This is a genomic window from Streptomyces sp. NPDC085866, assembly GCF_044541035.1.
Lineage (GTDB): Bacteria > Actinomycetota > Actinomycetes > Streptomycetales > Streptomycetaceae > Streptomyces.
Genome location: NZ_JBITSQ010000009.1, coordinates 168,039 through 183,490, shown reverse-complemented (window position 1 = coordinate 183,490; position 15,452 = coordinate 168,039). Strand labels below are relative to the sequence as shown.

General features: G+C 72.6%; 16 protein-coding genes. 9 read left to right on the top strand and 7 right to left on the bottom strand.

The window, feature by feature from the left end; all coding sequences use genetic code 11:
• Positions 1-41 precede the first annotated feature (41 nt).
• From ACIF83_RS23870 to hypA, 7 genes are all read left to right on the top strand, one after another.
• Positions 42-1,103 (top strand): hydrogenase expression protein HypE, encoded by a 1,062-nt coding sequence (locus ACIF83_RS23870; protein WP_393484057.1) that lies wholly within the window; start codon positions 42-44, stop codon positions 1,101-1,103.
• Positions 1,104-1,179: 76 nt separating this feature from the next.
• Entirely contained in the window at positions 1,180-2,973 is a 1,794-nt protein-coding gene (locus tag ACIF83_RS23865) for a nickel-dependent hydrogenase large subunit (RefSeq protein WP_393484055.1), read from the top strand.
• The gene (locus ACIF83_RS23860; RefSeq protein ID WP_399729725.1) at positions 2,966-3,538 is read left to right on the top strand and encodes a NifU family protein; all 573 of its coding nucleotides are present in this window, start codon (positions 2,966-2,968) and stop codon (positions 3,536-3,538) included. Before ACIF83_RS23865 ends, ACIF83_RS23860 begins: the two co-directional genes overlap by 8 nt.
• Entirely contained in the window at positions 3,535-4,131 is a 597-nt protein-coding gene (locus ACIF83_RS23855; protein ID WP_393484050.1) for a DUF5947 family protein, read from the top strand. The genes ACIF83_RS23860 and ACIF83_RS23855 overlap by 4 nt, the downstream gene beginning before the upstream one ends.
• Positions 4,132-4,152: 21 nt before the next feature.
• Positions 4,153-4,359 (top strand): hypothetical protein, encoded by a 207-nt coding sequence (locus ACIF83_RS23850; RefSeq protein ID WP_393484047.1) that lies wholly within the window; start codon positions 4,153-4,155, stop codon positions 4,357-4,359.
• 59 nt (positions 4,360-4,418) lie between these two features.
• Positions 4,419-4,568, top strand: a complete 150-nt coding sequence (locus ACIF83_RS23845; protein WP_386578740.1) for a hypothetical protein — start codon at positions 4,419-4,421, stop codon at positions 4,566-4,568.
• A gap of 7 nt (positions 4,569-4,575) precedes the next feature.
• Positions 4,576-4,932, top strand: a complete 357-nt coding sequence (hypA, locus tag ACIF83_RS23840) for a hydrogenase maturation nickel metallochaperone HypA (RefSeq protein WP_393484043.1) — start codon at positions 4,576-4,578, stop codon at positions 4,930-4,932.
• Between the two features lie 58 nt (positions 4,933-4,990).
• On the opposite strand, the gene hypE is transcribed toward hypA, so the two are convergent.
• The 7 genes from hypE to ACIF83_RS23805 all read right to left on the bottom strand — a co-directional run bounded on the left by hypE (position 4,991) and on the right by ACIF83_RS23805 (position 13,026).
• Positions 4,991-5,980, bottom strand: a complete 990-nt coding sequence (gene hypE / locus ACIF83_RS23835) for a hydrogenase expression/formation protein HypE (protein WP_393484240.1) — start codon at positions 5,978-5,980, stop codon at positions 4,991-4,993.
• A 103-nt stretch (positions 5,981-6,083) separates the two neighbouring features.
• Positions 6,084-7,229 carry a hydrogenase formation protein HypD gene (gene hypD, locus ACIF83_RS23830; protein WP_393484040.1) on the bottom strand — a complete coding sequence of 382 codons (1,146 nt, stop codon included), beginning with the start codon at positions 7,227-7,229 and terminating at the stop codon, positions 6,084-6,086.
• Complete coding sequence (locus ACIF83_RS23825; RefSeq protein ID WP_393484038.1) at positions 7,226-7,522, bottom strand: HypC/HybG/HupF family hydrogenase formation chaperone; 297 nt, start codon at positions 7,520-7,522, stop codon at positions 7,226-7,228. Before ACIF83_RS23825 ends, hypD begins: the two co-directional genes overlap by 4 nt.
• Positions 7,523-7,525: 3 nt before the next feature.
• Positions 7,526-9,928: a carbamoyltransferase HypF gene (gene hypF / locus ACIF83_RS23820; protein WP_399729719.1), complete on the bottom strand. Its 2,403-nt coding sequence runs from the start codon at positions 9,926-9,928 to the stop codon at positions 7,526-7,528.
• On the bottom strand, positions 9,925-10,650 hold the full coding sequence (hypB, locus tag ACIF83_RS23815) for a hydrogenase nickel incorporation protein HypB (protein ID WP_393484033.1): 726 nt from the start codon (positions 10,648-10,650) through the stop codon (positions 9,925-9,927). Before hypB ends, hypF begins: the two co-directional genes overlap by 4 nt.
• A 61-nt stretch (positions 10,651-10,711) precedes the next feature.
• Positions 10,712-11,302, bottom strand: a complete 591-nt coding sequence (locus ACIF83_RS23810) for a hydrogenase maturation protease (protein ID WP_399729716.1) — start codon at positions 11,300-11,302, stop codon at positions 10,712-10,714.
• A complete protein-coding gene (locus ACIF83_RS23805; protein WP_393484027.1) occupies positions 11,299-13,026 on the bottom strand; it encodes a hydrogenase maturation protein in 1,728 nt (575 codons plus the stop codon). The genes ACIF83_RS23810 and ACIF83_RS23805 overlap by 4 nt, the downstream gene beginning before the upstream one ends.
• A gap of 706 nt (positions 13,027-13,732) precedes the next feature.
• On the opposite strand from ACIF83_RS23805, the gene ACIF83_RS23800 reads away from it, so the two are divergent.
• Both ACIF83_RS23800 and ACIF83_RS23795 read left to right on the top strand, forming a co-directional pair.
• Positions 13,733-14,152 carry a DUF2267 domain-containing protein gene (locus ACIF83_RS23800; protein WP_393484024.1) on the top strand — a complete coding sequence of 140 codons (420 nt, stop codon included), beginning with the start codon at positions 13,733-13,735 and terminating at the stop codon, positions 14,150-14,152.
• Between the two features lie 160 nt (positions 14,153-14,312).
• A complete protein-coding gene (locus ACIF83_RS23795; protein WP_393484021.1) occupies positions 14,313-15,425 on the top strand; it encodes an AI-2E family transporter in 1,113 nt (370 codons plus the stop codon).
• The last annotated feature ends 27 nt before the right edge of the window (positions 15,426-15,452 follow it).

Below are 15,452 nucleotides of genomic sequence, written 5' to 3'. Positions count from 1 at the left end.
GCTCACCGACTCCCTGACCGACCGCAGCAAAGGCGGACGACATGACCACCCAGACCAGTGCCACCCAGGAGCGCGACGCGATCGACGAGATCCATATCCTCTGGATCTCCGAGGGCATGAGCTGCGACGGCGACACCGTCTCCCTGACCGCCGCCGACCAGCCCTCCCTCGAGGATGTGGTGCTCGGTCTCATCCCGGGCCTGCCGAAGGTCAACCTGGTCAACAAGGTGCTCTCGCCGAGCCTGGGCGGCGAGGACTTCCTCGCCCCGTACCGGGCGGCGGCGCGCGGCGAGCTGGCCCCGTTCATCCTCGTCATCGAGGGCTCGATCCCGAACCAGAACATCATCGAGGGCGACGGCTACTGGACGTCCTTCGGCAACGACCCGGAGACCGGGCAGCCGCTGCCGCTGAACTGGTGGATCGACCAACTGGCGCCCAAGGCCTGGGCGGTGGTGGCCGCCGGCACCTGTGCCACCTTCGGCGGCATCCACGCCATGGCCGGCAACCCCACCGGCTGCATGGGCCTCGCGGACTACCTGGGCTGGGAGTTCAAGTCGCAGGCCGGGCTTCCGGTCGTCAACGTGCCCGGCTGTCCCATCCAGCCCGAGAACTTCATGGAGACCCTGATCTGGGTGCTCCAGCACGCGGCCGGTGCCGCTCCCCCGCCCCCGCTCGACCACATGCTGCGTCCGCAGTGGCTGTTCGGGAAGACCGTGCACGAGGGCTGCGACCGGGGCTCGTACTACGAGCAGGGCGACTTCGGCCTGGACTACAACTCGCCCAAGTGCCTGGTGAAGACGGGCTGTTGGGGCCCCGTTGTCAACTGCAACGTGCCCAAGCGGGGCTGGATGTCCGGGATCGGTGGCTGTCCGAACGTCGGCGGGATCTGCATCGGGTGCACGATGCCCGGGTTCCCGGACGCGTTCATGCCGTTCATGGACGAGCCCCCGGGGGGCACCCTGTCCTCCCTCGTCATCAAGCCCTACGGCGCCGTCATCCGCCGCCTGCGCGGCCTGACCAACGACATGGTGAACCACGAGCCCAAGTGGCGCCACAACAAGCACAAGCTGACCAGCGGTTACGACCCGCGCTACCGCCCGTGACGCCGGCCACGACAGCACTCGTCCCGCGTCCCGCCACCGACCCGCCGAACCCGAACAGCAAGGGGCAGTACCGCAGATGACGACCACCGAGTCCCGGTCCACCAAACGCAAACCCGAGCAGATCGTGGACATGTCCTGGGATCCGATCACGCGGATCATCGGCAACCTGGGCATCTACACGAAGATCGACTTCGCAAACCGGGAAGTCGTGGAATGCCACAGCACCTCGTCGCTGTTCCGCGGCTACTCGGTGTTCATGAAGGGCAAGGACCCGCGCGACGCGGGCTTCATCACCTCGCGCATCTGCGGCATCTGCGGCGACAACCACACCACGTGCTCCAACTACGCCCAGCAGATGGCCTACGGTGTCAAGCCGCCCAAGCTGGCCGAGCACATCACCAACCTCGGCGAAGCGGCCGAGTACATGTTCGACCACACGATCTTCCAGGACAACCTGGTGTTCGTGGACTTCTGCGAGGCGATGGTCAAGGCCACCAACCCCGCTGTGCTGGCCCGTGCCGAGCGCACGAACGCGCCCCGCGGGGACGTCCACGGCTTCAGGACCATCGCCGACATCATGAGGGCCTTCAACCCCTTCGAGGGCGAGGTCTACAAGGAGGCGCTGAAGGTCAGCCGGGTCACCCGGGAGATGTTCTGCCTCATGGAGGGGCGGCACGTCCACCCGTCGACGCTGTACCCGGGCGGGGTCGGCACGATGCCGCAGCCCAACACCTTCACCGACTACCTCAGCCGGCTCATGCGCGTCATCGACTTCGTCAAGAAGGCCGTGGCGATGAACGACGACGTCTTCGACTTCTTCTACGAGGCGCTGCCCGGCTACGAGGAGGTCGGCAAGCGCCGCATCCTGCTCGGCTGCTGGGGCGCCTGGCAGAACCCGGACGTCGTCGACTACCGCTACGCGACGATGAACGAGTGGGGCAAGGCGATGTACGTCACCCCCGGCATCGTCGTCGACGGCGAACTGGTCACCAACAACCTGGTCGACATCAACCTCGGCCTGCGGATCATGCTCGGCAGCTCCTTCTACGAGGACTGGGTCAACGAGCAGCCGTTCGTCACCCACGACCCGCTCGGCAACCCCGTCGACATGCGCCACCCGTGGAACCAGACCACCGTGCCGGTGCCGCAGAAGCGGGACTTCGACGGCAAGTACAGCTGGGTGATGAGCCCGCGCTGGCACCACTCGGGGACCGGCGAGCACCTCGCCCTCGACACCGGCGGCGGGCCCCTCGCCCGGCTGTGGACGACCGCGCTGAGCGGCCTGGTCGACACGCCGTACGTGAAGGCCACCGGCAGCAGCGTGCGCATCTCGCTGCCCAAAGGCGAGACTCTGCCGGAGACCACACTCGAGTGGCACATCCCCAAGTGGAGCAACACCATCGAGCGGGACCGTGCCCGGCCGTACTTCGTCGCCTACGCCGCCGCCATGGCCCTGCAGTTCCTGGAGGAGGCGATGGGCATGCTCCGCGACGGCGACTCCAAGGTGTTCGAGAACTTCGAGGTGCCCGACGAGGCGATCGGCTGCGGCTTCCACGAGGCCGTGCGCGGTGTCCTCTCCCACCACCTGGTGATCCGCGACAAGAAGATCGCCAACTACCACCCGTACCCGCCGACCCCTTGGAACGCCAGCCCGCGCGACATCTACGGCACCCCGGGGCCGTACGAGGACGCCGTCCAGGGCCAGCCGATCTTCGAGGAGAACGGGCCCGACGACTTCAAGGGCGTCGACATCATGCGCACCGTGCGCAGCTTCGACCCGTGTCTGCCCTGCGGGGTGCACATGTACATGGGCAAGGGCAAGACGCTGTCGACCGTCCACTCGCCCACGTACGGAGCCGGGCATGCCTGATCCCGCCGTACGGCTCCCGGATCCGGCGGTGGAGGCGCGGCTCGCCCGGCTCGACGAGGTGCTGGCCGGGCTGGAGTCCGCGCCCGGCCCGGCCGCCCGTGAGGCGCTGGAGTCGGTGACGCTGCTGACCGAGGTCTACGGCGAGGCACTCGCCCGGGTCCTGGACCACGCGGACGAGCGGCAGCGCGAGCGCCTGGCCGACGACGAGCTGCTGGGGCACCTGCTGGTGCTGCACGCGATCCACCCTGAGTCCGCCGACGCGCGGGCCGCTCGCGCGGTCGAACGGCTGCGGCCCGCGGTCCGCGAGCGCGGCGGCGACCTGGAGTGGGCCGGTGTGGAGGGGCGGGTGGCCCGGGTGCGGGTGAGCACCGGCGGCGGCTGCGGCTCCGGGTGCGGCAGCGGGTCGGCCGACGTCACCGCTGTCGTCCGCGCGGCGGTGCTGGCCGCCGCCCCCGAGCTGGAGGCGGTGGAGCCGGTCACCGACGAGCGCCGTGCGGCCCCGGCCTTCGTACCCCTGACGACGCTGACGCGCCGGACCGCGCAGCAGCCGCAGGAGACACGGTGATCACGGACGGGGCACTGGCCCGCGTCATCCGCTCGGCGGCCGACCGCACGGCGACCGCCGAGGCCGAGGTGTGCGAGCTGTGTGCCGCCCCGGTGGCCGACGCGCACCCCCACCTGTACGACACCGAGGCCGCCGAGGTGCGGTGCGTGTGCGGCCCGTGTTCGGTGCTGTTCGCCGGGGACGGGGCGGGCGAGGGGCACTACCGGCTCGTGCCCCGGCGCCGGCTGCGGCTGCCGCCGGTCGACACGGCTGTGCTGGGCGTGCCGGTGGGCCTGGTGTTCTTCGTGCCGCGCTCCGACGGCACGGTCACCGCGCAGGGGCCGAGCCCGGCCGGGGCCATGCGCTGGGAGGTGGACACGGCGGCCTGGCAGCGGCTGACCGCCACGTTTCCGCAGCTCGCTTCCATGGCACCCGACGTGGAGGCGCTGCTGATGAACACCGTGCGGGGCCTCGACGAGCACTGGATCGTGCCGGTCGACGACTGCTTCCGGATGGTCGCCCTCGTCCGCCGCGAGTGGCGGGGCCTGTCCGGTGGCGACGGGGTCTGGCCGGCCGTGGAGCGGTTCTTCGCGGAGCTCACCGAGCGTTCGTGAGGACCTGGAAGGAGAACAGACATGGGCAGCATCAGAGTGGGCCGCCCCCAGGCGAAGCCCGACACGCCCAGCCATGTGCCGGGCCTGCACCAGGGCAACCGGGGCCCCTACGAGCACCAGAACGGACACCACAAGGACGGCACCGCCGACGCGCGCCGCTCCACCGGGATCCACTGGAAGCGGCATGACGCCCTGCTGGACGCCATGCCGAACATCTCACCGGGATGAGAGAGCAGGGAGTGAGCGTGAACAAACGCTGCCGAACAGCGAAGAGAGCGAGGTCGGCGATGTCCGGACGTCAGGTGCTGCTCGCACAGGCCGCTCTGGTGGGCGGTCTGGCACTGGCCCTGTTCCTGAAGGAGCTGCCCGGCGTGGTGCGCGAGCTGCGGATCTACCGGATGACCGGTGGTGTCCGCGCGAACCGCCGCTACCCCTGATCCGGCCGTGCACGAGCTGTCGATCGCCACGGCGATCGTGGAGCAGGCCGAGGAGATCGCCCGGGCGGACGGCGCCGACGACGTCTCGTCGGTGACCGTCCGGGTCGGCGAGCTGGCCGGTGTGGTGCCGGACGCGCTGCACTTCGCCTTCGAGGTGGCCCGCGACGGCACGGCCCTCGCCGCGGCCCGGCTCGTGGTCGAGCAGGTGACGGCGCGGGCGTGGTGCGGCGGGTGCGCGGAGGAGTTCGCGGTGGGCATGCCGCCGTTCTTCTGGTGCCCGCGCTGCGACCGGCCCTCGCAGGATCTGCGCAGCGGCAGGGAACTGGAGATCACGGACGTCGAGGCGGCCACGGCCCGGCCCTGACGTAGGTCGACCCCGCCGGAGTTCGGGCTCCGGCGGGGTCGACCGCTGTCCGGACCGCTCAGCAGATACGGGGCAACTGCTCCCCCAGCGGCAGGTCCACCACCCGGGTGCCGCCGAGCCCGGTGGCCACGACGACCATGCCGGGATGCTCCTCGACGCACTCGCCGATCAGGGTCGCGCCGGCGCCCTGCGGATGGGCACGCATCGCCGCCAGCACCGCCTCGGCCTCCTCCCGGGGCACGAAGGCGACGAGCCGGCCCTCGTTGGCGACGTACAGCGGGTCAAGGCCGAGGAAGCCGCAGGCGTTCGCGACCTCGTCCGGGACCGGGACGGCCCGCTCCCGCAGCCGTACGCCGGTGCCGGAGGCGCGGGCGATCTCGTTGAGCGAGGCACCGAGCCCGCCCCGGGTGGGGTCGCGCAGCACATGGATGTCCCGGGTGACCGCCAGCATCGCCTCCACCAGGCCGGCCAGCGGCGCGGTGTCGGAGGCGATCTCGACCCCGAACTCCAGCCCCTCCCGCACGCTCATGATGGCCACCCCGTGCAGGCCGATCGGGCCGCTGACGATGACGGCGTCGCCCGGCCGGGCGCGCTGCGGGCGGATGTCGACTCCGTCGGGGACGAGGCCGATACCGGCGGTGGTGACATAGACGCCGTCGCCGTGCCCGGACTCGACCACCTTGGTGTCTCCGGTGGCGACGGTGACGCCCGCCGCCTCGGCCGCCGCCCCGATGGCCCGGGCGATCCGCCCGACGACGGCCAGTTCCACGCCCTCCTCCAGGACGAAGGCGGTGGAGAGGTAGGCGGGGCGGGCGCCGCTCATGGCGAGGTCGTTGACGGTGCCGTTGACCGCGAGGTCGCCCAGGCTGCCGCCGGGGAAGAACAGCGGCCGTACGACGTAGGAGTCGGTGGAGAAGGCCAGCCGGGCGCCGCCCAGGTCGAGGACGGCCGAGTCGGTGAGGGCGGCCAGGGTGGGGTTGCCGTACGCGGGCGCGAAGACCTGCTCGATCAGCTCGGCGGACAGGGCGCCGCCTCCGCCGTGGCCCATGACCACGACCGGCTGGTCGCGTAGGGGTGCGGGGCAGGTCCAGTTCGCGGGGTCGACGGCCGCTTCCGTCGCTTCGGCCACGTCGGCCGCTTCGGTGGCGAGGTCAGCCAACGGGGTTCATCTCCTCCTGCGGGATGCGGGATCCCTGCCGTGCCGGGGTGTCGGTCATCCGGCGGTACAGGTAGTAGGCGGCGCAGGCGCCCTCGCTGGAGACCATGGTGGCGCCCAGCGGGGTGCGCGGGGTGCAGGTCGTGCCGAACGCCGCGCACTCGGTCGGCTTGATCAGGCCCTGCAGCACCTCGCCGGCCCGGCATGCGGCGGGCTCCTCGGTGCGGATGCCGGTGACGTCGAAGCGGTGCTCGGCGTCGTAGGCGCGGAAGGCGTCGGTCAGGCGCCAGCCGCTGGCCGGGATCCGGCCGATGCCGCGCCAGTTGCGGTCGGTGACCTCGAACACCTCCTCGATCATGCGCAGGGCCGCCGGGTTGCCCTGCTCGCGTACGGCCCGGGGGTAGGCGTTCTCCACCCGGTGCTCACCGCGCTCCAGCTGGTGGACGGCGCGCCGGATCCCCTCGAGGATGTCCAGCGGCTCGAAGCCGGTGACGACGACCGGGACCCGGTGCTTCTCGGCCAGGTCCGGGTACTCGGTGGTGCCCATCACGCTGCACACGTGCCCGGCGGCGAGGAAGCCCTGCACCCGGCAGGCGGGCGCCGACATGATGGCTTCGATCGCCGGGGGGACCCGGACGTGGGACACCAGCAGGCTGAAGTTGTCCACGCCCAGGCGGCGGGCCTGGTGGACGGCCATCGCGTTGGCGGGGGCGGTCGTCTCGAAGCCGATCGCGAAGAAGACGACCTGCCGGTCCGGGTTCCTGCGGGCGAGGTCGAGGGCGTCGAGCGGCGAGTACACCACCCGCACGTCACCGCCCTCACCCTTGACCCGGAACAGGTCCCGGTCGGTGCCGGGCACCCGCAGCATGTCGCCGAAGGAGCAGAAGATCACGTCCGGGCGGGCGGCGATCTCCAGTGCCTTGTCGATCATGTCGAGGGGTGTGACGCACACCGGGCAGCCCGGACCGTGGATCAACTCCACCTCGTCCGGCAGGAGCTGGTCGATGCCGTGCCGGATGATGGAGTGGGTCTGGCCGCCGCAGACCTCCATCAGCGCCCAGGGGCGGGTGACGGTGGCCCGGATCTCGTCGAACAACCGGCGGGCCAGATCCGGGTCGTTGAACTCGTCGATGTACTTCACTGGACCTCGCTCCCGCTCCTGCTCCCCTGCCGTGCCGCCTGTTCCCAGGCGTCACCGAACTCCTCCTCCAACAGCCCGAGTTGCTCGAACAGCTCCAGGGACGCCCGGGCCGACTCCTCGTCCAGACGCTGCAGGGCGAACCCGACATGGACGATGACGTACTCCCCCACCCGCACGTCGGGCAGGTACTCGAGGCACGCCTGCTTCTGCACTCCGCCGAAGTCGATCAGCCCGGTGAGCGGGTCTGCGCCGTCGTCGATGGCCACGACCTTGCCGGGCACTGCCAGACACATGGGTCACTCCGTCTCGTGGTTGGTTGCTGTTCCCGCGACCATGAGCTGACCGAGCGCCAACCCGCCGTCGTTCGGGGGTACTTCGCCGTGCCGCAGGACGGTGAACCGGTCCGCGGCCAGCAGGGCGGCACACTCCTCCTCCAGCAGGGCGTTGGCGAAGACGCCTCCGGTGAGGGCGACCGTGGTCAGGCCGGTCGTTCCGCGGGCCCGCCGGCAGACCTCCGTGACGGCCCGGGCCACGCCCCGGTGGAAACGGGCCGCGAGCACGGGGGTGGGGGTGCCGCTCCGCAGATCGGTGAGGACGGCCTGCAGCGGGGGCGCGATCTCCCACCTGCCCGCCCGGTCCAGTCGGCCGAGAGGCCGGTCGGACGGGACCGTGTCGGGTGGCGGGAGGGTCCGGAACCCGAAGCGGTACGCCCTGGTGTCCGCGTGCCACGCCTCCGTCGCCGCGGCCTCCAGCTCCAGCGCGGCCTGCGCCTCGTACCCCGCGCGGTGGCACACGCCGACCAGGGACGACACGGCATCGAAGAGACGGCCCATACCGGACGTCGGGACACATGCCACCTGGCGTTCCAACTGCTGCCGCAGTACGACGAGTTCCGACTCGGAGCACGCGGCGACACTCGGCAGGTCCCGTTCCCACGGCAGCCCCGCCGCCCACAGCCGGGCCAGCGCCAGCCGGCAGGGGTTGGCGACGCCCGTGTCCCCGCCGGGCAGCGGGGCAGGGGTCAGGTGGGCGAAGCGCCGGTAGCCGGTGTAGTCGGCGAGCAGCACCTCGCCGCCCCAGACGGTGCCGTCGTCGCCGTACCCGGTGCCGTCGAAGGCGACCCCGATGACGGGTGTGGTGCCGTCGAGACCGTGTTCGGCCATGGCCGAGGCGATGTGGGCGTGGTGGTGCTGGACCAGCGTCGGTGACCGGAGTCCGAGTTGGGACGATCGTGTCCGTGCCCAACCCGTCGAGTGGTAACCGGGGTGCCGGTCGGCGGCCACCAGCCGCGGGGTGACTCCCGTGAGGCGGCCGAGGTGCCGTTCGGCCCTCCCGGCCGCTTCGAGGGTGGCCAGGTCACCCATGTCGCCGATGTGCGGCCCGAGCCAGGCGAGGTCCCCCTCACCCAGGCAGGGCGCGTTCTTCAGATCGCCGCCGACCGCGAGCGTGGGACGGACCGGGAGCGGGAGGCGCAGCGGGCGGGGGACGTAACCGCGGGAGCGCCGCAGCACCTGGTGGGTGCCGTCGGCGCGGACCCGCAGCAGGGAGTCGTCGCACGGGGAGGCGACGGGCCGGTCGTGGGCGAGCCAGGCGTCGGCGAGTCCGGCCAGCCGGGTCAGCGCCTCGGCGTCGTCGGTGACGATGGGTTCGCCGGAGCGGTTGCCGCTGGTCATGACCAGTACCCGGGGGCCGGGGGGATCGCCGGGCAGTCCGAACAGCAGGGTGTGCACGGGGGTGTAGGGCAGCATCACGCCCACGTGCGGGCTGCCGGGGCAGACCTGGTCGGCGAGGTGGAGCCCGTCCGCGGGGGTGCGTCTGCGCAGCAGGACGACGGGGCGCCGGGCGCCGGTGAGTGCGGCTCGTTCGGCGTCGGAGAGGTCCGCGACTCGCTCCGCCGTGTCGAGGTCGGCGCACATCACGGCGAAGGCCTTGCCGCCGCGTTCCTTGCGGGTGCGCAGGGTGGCCACGGCGCGTGAGTCGGTGGCGTCGCAGGCCAGGTGGTAGCCGCCGACGCCCTTCACGGCGACGATCCGGCCCGCGGCCAGCAGCGCCCGGGCCGTGGCCAGGGCGTCCGCGTCCCGGGCCGGGCGGACGCCGGTTCCATCGGCGGGGACCAGGCGGAGCCGCGGGCCGCAGTCGGGACAGGCGACGGGCTGGGCGTGGAAGCGCCGGTCGACGGGGGCGTCGTACTCCCGGGCGCAGGACGGGCACATCGGGAAGCCGGCCATGGTGGTGGCCGATCGGTCGTACGGCATCCCCGTGGCGATGGTGAAGCGGGGGCCGCAGTGGGTGCAGGTGATGAAGGGGTGGCGGTGACGGCGGTCGGCCGGGTCGGCCAGCTCGCGCAGGCAGTCGTCGCAGGTCGCGGTGTCGGGCGGGAGCTGGGTCCGGCCGGCCGACTGCTCGGTGGGGCGGATGGTGAACGGGCCGGTGATGCCGGTGGCGGGGACGTCCTCGCAGCCGACGCCGGTCACGGCCGCGAGCGGGGGCGGCTGCTCGGTCAACCGGTCGAAGAACCTGCCCACTTCGCCCGCCGGGCCCTCGACCTCGATGAGCACGCCGTTCGCGGTGTTGCTGACGAACCCGGCCAGCTCCAGGTCGGCGGCCAGCCGGTGCACGTACGGCCGGAAGCCGACCCCCTGCACCGTGCCGCGGACGGTGATCCGGCGGCGGACCGGGCCGGTGACGGGCGCGGTCACGAGACGGGGGCTGAGGCGGGGTGGTGGTGACCGTGGGGATGCGGGGCGAGCGGAGGCCGGTGCGGCGGGGCGCCGTGCCGGGCGGCGAGCGCGTGGGCCAGGAGGGTGTCGACGCCGTCGCCGGTGCGCGCGCACGACCGTACGATCTCCACCCCAGGGTTGACCCGCTGGACGTTCGCCCGGAAGGCCATCTCGTCGAAGCCGGCCGGCTCGGCCAGGTCGGTCTTGGTGACGACGACCAGGTGGGCCGATCCGAACGCGGTCGGGTACTTCAGCGGTTTGTCCTCGCCCTCGGTCACCGCCATCAGGACGATCCGCAGGGTCTCGCCGAGGTCGTACGAGGCCGGGCAGACGAGGTTGCCGACGTTCTCCACGAAGAGCACCGCGGTGTCCGCCGGCAGCCAGCCTTCCAGGCGCCCGCGTACCTGCCGGGCCTCCAGATGGCACAGTCCGTCGGTGAGCAGCTGCTGGACGGGGGCGCCCGAACGCGCCAGCCGGACGGCGTCGTTCTCGGTCGCGAGGTCGGCGGTGAGCGCGGCGACCGGAACGCCACGCTCCACCGCTCTGGCCAGGATCCGGCCGAGGAGTTCGGTCTTGCCGCTGCCCGGGCTGGACAGCAGGTTGACCACCGTGACGCCCTGTCGCGTCAGATCGTCGCGCAGGCTCGCGGCCAGGTCGTCGTTCTTCGCCAGGACGGCCTGCTTGACGTCGGACCGGCACATGGGCGCAGCTCCTCGGAGTCGGGCGGCGGAGCCCCGGCCGTGTCCCGTACGGCCCGGGGTCTCACCGATCTTCGGCTCCGTCGGCCGCGAGGCCGGGCAGCGCAGCCGCGTGCAGGGGCCCGGATTCCATCGGGCGGCCCAACGGCGGTGCGGGCGCGGCGGGGTCGGCCAGCAATACGGGGACCAGGGTGTGCAGCGCGTCCACGGCCCGATCGACCGCCTCCCGCACCGGTGCGCTGATCCCCGGCAGGATGTCCTCGTCGCCGCTCGGCAGGACGCCGGGCTCACAGGCCAGGACGAGGACCCGGGGCAGCGGCTCGTCGCCCAGGTGTGCGGCCAGGGCCAGCACCTTCTGCGGGTCCATGCCGTGCGCCTCGGGCACGGCGGCGCCGTCGGGCGGTTCCGCCTCGATCAGGGTGAGGGTGCCGGGGCGGTGTCCGCGCGGGGCCGCGTCGACCAGGACGGCGGTGGCACAGCCGTCCAGCAGCGCGTAGGCGAGGTCCATGCCGCGGATGCCGAAGTCCCGCACCCGCGCCTCCGGCGGCAGCGGGCGCCGGTCGAGGGCGCGGATCACCTCGGGGCCGAACGCGTCGTCGCCCAGGAAGATGTTGCCGACGCCCGCCACGAGCAGCGGGGAGCGTGCGGGGTTCACCGGACGGCTCCGACGGCCGGTGCCAGGGGGCGGGCGTCGCCGGTGGGCTTCTTCCGCACGAAGGCCGACCGCAGGTCGTGGTACGGGGCCGTGGGGTCGAAGAAGATGGCGTACATGCGGGCGAGTTCGTCCCGCCGGTAGTCCGCGAGCGGCCGTACCTGCTCGTCCGCGTGGCGTGCCGCGGCCTTGGCGGCGATACGTCGTTCGAGGTCCGGGGCGGCGGCGAGACCGACGGCCAGTCGCTCGGCCTCGGCGGCGAACTCTCCCGGCCCGGTGGGCACGAGCCGGTCCACCAGTCCCAGCCGCCCGGCCGACGCGGCGCTCAGCGGCAGCGCCTCTTCCGTCAGCCGGTGGGCGGTGTCGGCCCCGGCCCGGCGGGGCAGCGAGTACGTCCAGAACTCGGATCCGTACAGGCCCATCCGCCGGTAGTGCGGGTTGAGCACGGCGCCCGTACGGCACCAGACCTGGTCGGCGGCGAGGGCGAGCATGGCGCCGCCCGCGGCCGCGTTGCCGGCGAGCGCGGCCACCACCAGCCGGTCGGTGGTGCGCAGCACCGCCTCGACGAGGTCGTCCATGGCGGTGAGATTGGTCCAGGACTCCTCGGCCGGGTCGGCGGAGGCCTCGATGACGTTCAGGTGGATGCCGTTGGAGAAGAAGTCGCGCGCGCCGCCGAGCACCAGGACGGAGGTGGGGCGGGCGAGCGCGTACCGGTAGGCGGCGAGCAGCCTGCGGCACTGGTCGGTGCTCATCGCTCCGCCCGGGAAGGAGAAGCCGAGGAAGCCGACGTCGCCGCGCTGCCGATAGCGGATGTCGGTCCAGGTGCGGCGGCGCCGGGGCAGTTCGAGCGGGACGGCGGCTTCCGGGAGGCCGAGCGTGCCGGCGAACGAGGCGAGCACGGAGGCGGCGGGGCGGCGGAAGGGCGCCGGGTCGCCGGAGTTCTTGCGCGGGCGCAGTTCCGGGATCCACACGGCGCCGTCCCGGGTGGCCCGGCAGACCGCGCCCGCCCGGGTCGCGAGCAGCTCGCCGGGGCGGCCGCGCAGCCGGTCCTCGGGGTGCCCGCCGTGCAGGAACACCTCGTGGCCGAGGAGTTCGTCCAGGACGCCGGGCTGCGAGTCGGCGCCGCGTAGCTTGCGCAGCACGGTCTCGGTGCTGTCGTGCGCCCAGTCGATCCGGCGCCGCTCCTGCCGGAAGAAGTCGCGCCACACGACGTGGACGGGGGTGTGGGACGCGTCGGGGTCGCCGGTCTGCGGGCGCGGTTTGAACGAGGCGTCGGCGAACCGGCCTACGGCGAGCAGGACGGCGGTCACGGCGGCGTCGGAGGCCTCGTTGCGGTACAGGTCGCTCTTGCCGACGGACGGCACGGGAAAGGACTCGGCGGCCCAGATGTCCCCGGCGTCCATGGCCGCCTCGGCCTGGAGCACCGTCACACCCCAGCGCGGCGCCTGATCGGCGATGGCCCAGTCCAGCGCGGACGGGCCGCGGTCGCCGGGCGGCCCCGGATGCACGATGAGGCAGGTCTGCTGCCTCCAGACGTCCTCCGGCAGGGCCGTCTTCAGCATCGGCGCGACGACCAGGTCCGGGCGCAGTTCGTGCACGGCGGCACGGACCGGGTCGGCACCGTGCGTGGCGAGGACGACGTCCACACGGTGTCCCAGGTCGGAGAGTTCGGCGTACAGCCGCTGGGAGAGGCTGTTGAACGCGCTGGCCACGAGCAAAATGTCCATGCCATGGCATGTTCGTCCCTCTCGGGGGAGTCGTGAAGAACCCCTGCGGCGTTTCCTTCGCCTCGGCGAGGTCTCTTCCTCCATCCGGATCGCGTTGCGGGCGGCCCCTCGGGCACCGCGGGCGCGGATGCGCGGGCCGTGTCCCGGCGGCACGATGGAAGGACGGGCCGGGCCCCCGACGGACCCGCCCCCGCGCTGGAAGTGATCCCATGGCACAGCAATCGGCGACCAGGGACCGGACGGCCGCACCGGTCGGGTACGGCAGCGTCTTCCTCTTCTTCGCGCCATGGATCGCCGTCTTCTTCGCGGTGATCTGCGTGCTGGCGCTGGCCCTGGGACGGCAGCAGTTGCTGTGGCTGGAGACGTACGCGCAGGTGATCGCCAACGGGGTCATCGCCGTCGTGGCTCTCGGATCGCTGTTCTTCCAGCCGTTCACGGAGCAGTACGCCCGGCGGTCGGCGCCGCCCGAGGTGTGGGACTCGCCGCTGTTCAAGCACGTCAACCGGGTGCTGACGGCGGTGTGGGGCGCTTGTCTTCGCGGTCATCACGGTGCTGGGCCGGCCGGCCACACGGACGCCGTCGGGGAGCGACTGGCTCAACTGGGTCTTGCCGGTGGCGCTGCTGGCGTGGGCCGTCAACTTCACCCGACGCTACCCGGAGTCCCAGCGCGGTCGGGCCCTCGCATCGTGAGGAAGGAGCCGGCCTCATGCATCACGACGAGATCATCGGAAAGGTGCAGGCACTCGCCCAGCTGCCCGACCGGGGGACGGCCGAGCGGGCGACGCACGCCGTGGTCAGCACGCTCTCGGAACGGCTGCCGTCCGGGCTCGCCCGCCATGTGGCCGCTCAGCTGCCGCCGGATCTGGCGGCCGACATGCGGCTCGCGGCGGACACGTCGGGCGGCGCCGACTCGGGCACCGCGGGTGAGCGGTTCGGGCTGACCGTCTTCGCCGGACGGATCGCCGACCGGGCAGGCACCGACGAGGACACGGCCCTGCGCGACGCCGCGGCCGTACTGGAGGTGCTGGACGCCGCTCTGGCTCCGGAGCTGACCGAGCGGATCGCCGGGGCGCTCCCGTCGGACATCCGGGAGCTGCTGCCCGTGGAGCGCGCCCACGGGTTGTGAAGTCCTCGTCACCGCGCGTTGTGCCGTCCCCTTCTCCGGCCAGCCTTTACCGTTCTCTGAATGTGACCAGCAGTCAGGATGCGGGCGCGAAGAGGAGGCGGGAGGCCTGGTGGGCGGTGCGGGTCGGCGGACGGGTGGAGGACGTCGCTCGGGTGCGGCGGTGCTGGGCAGCCGGCCGGCGCACTCCGTGCGGCTCCCGGCGGTCGCCCGGTCCGAGCCGGACGGCCTGGTGGCCGCGCGCACGGTGCCATGGCTGCGGGTCGCCGCGGCCTACGCCTGGCGCCTCATCCTCGTCGGCATCGTCGTCTACGGCGTCTTCAGCGTCCTCGGCCGCTTCCAGCTCATCGCCGTCGCCCTGTTCCTCGCCCTCGTCGTCACCTCGGTCCTGCGCCCTCTCGTCGATTTCCTCAATCGCGTGCTGTCGAGGCCGCTGAGCGTCGCCCTCGCACTCGTCGGCAGCCTGCTGATCCTGCTCGGCCTGCTGGCGCTCGTGGGCAACGCGGTGGCGGGCGAGTCGGCGACGCTGGCCGGCGAGTTCCGGGGCGGCATCCACCGCATCGAGCAGTGGCTGCAGCGTCCGCCGTTCCGGCTCAGCCCCAGCCGGCTCTCCGATCTGCAGCGCCAGGTGACCGACTACATCTCCGCGCACCGGGCCAGCCTGCTCAGCAGCGCGCTGTCGGGACTGGGCAGAGTCGTCGAGGTGATCGCGGGCGCCGCGCTCGCACTGTTCGCCTCCGCCTTCTTCATGCATTCCGGCGAGCGCATGTGGCGCTGGGCGCGCGACCAGCTGCTGCCGGCCCCTGCCCGGCCGGCCTGGGACCGGGCGGGGAGCGCCGCCTGGCGGACGTTCGCCGGGTACACGCGCGGGATCATCATCGTGGCGGCCACCAACGCCGTGCTGGTCGGCATCGCGCTGCTCGTGCTGCGGGTGCCGCTCGCGCTGCCGCTGACGCTGCTGGAGTTCTTCGCCGCGTTCGTGCCCCTGGTGGGCTCACCGGTCGCCCTCGGCGTGGCCACCATCGTCGCTCTCGCCGGGCGCGGGCCGCTCACGGCCGCGGCGGTGCTGGTGCTCATCGTCGTCATCGGCCAGCTCGAAGGGCATGTGCTGCACCCGCTGGTGATGAGCTGGGCGGTCCGGCTGCACCCGCTCGTCGTCGCCGTGTCCGTCATCGCGGGCAGCATCGTCGCGGGGGTGGTCGGAGCCGTCGTCGCCGTGCCGCTCATCTCGGTCGCCTGGGCGGTACTGCGCGCGCTGCGGGCGGTGCCGCCGTGACCGCGGTCGCGACAACTTCCCTTTGTT

What these genes read in the sequence shown, in the direction of transcription:
- ACIF83_RS23870 (WP_393484057.1), top strand. Translation starts at nt 42, where the DNA reads ATGACCACCCAGACCAGTGCCACCCAGGAGCGCGACGCGATCGACGAG.
- ACIF83_RS23865 (WP_393484055.1), top strand. Translation starts at nt 1,180, where the DNA reads ATGACGACCACCGAGTCCCGGTCCACCAAACGCAAACCCGAGCAGATC.
- ACIF83_RS23860 (WP_399729725.1), top strand. Translation starts at nt 2,966, where the DNA reads ATGCCTGATCCCGCCGTACGGCTCCCGGATCCGGCGGTGGAGGCGCGG.
- ACIF83_RS23850 (WP_393484047.1), top strand. Translation starts at nt 4,153, where the DNA reads ATGGGCAGCATCAGAGTGGGCCGCCCCCAGGCGAAGCCCGACACGCCC.
- ACIF83_RS23845 (WP_386578740.1), top strand. Translation starts at nt 4,419, where the DNA reads ATGTCCGGACGTCAGGTGCTGCTCGCACAGGCCGCTCTGGTGGGCGGT.
- hypE (WP_393484240.1), bottom strand. Translation starts at nt 5,980, where the DNA reads ATGGGCCACGGCGGAGGCGGCGCCCTGTCCGCCGAGCTGATCGAGCAG.
- ACIF83_RS23825 (WP_393484038.1), bottom strand. Translation starts at nt 7,522, where the DNA reads ATGTGTCTGGCAGTGCCCGGCAAGGTCGTGGCCATCGACGACGGCGCA.
- hypB (WP_393484033.1), bottom strand. Translation starts at nt 10,650, where the DNA reads ATGTGCCGGTCCGACGTCAAGCAGGCCGTCCTGGCGAAGAACGACGAC.
- ACIF83_RS23805 (WP_393484027.1), bottom strand. Translation starts at nt 13,026, where the DNA reads ATGGACATTTTGCTCGTGGCCAGCGCGTTCAACAGCCTCTCCCAGCGG.
- ACIF83_RS23800 (WP_393484024.1), top strand. Translation starts at nt 13,733, where the DNA reads ATGCATCACGACGAGATCATCGGAAAGGTGCAGGCACTCGCCCAGCTG.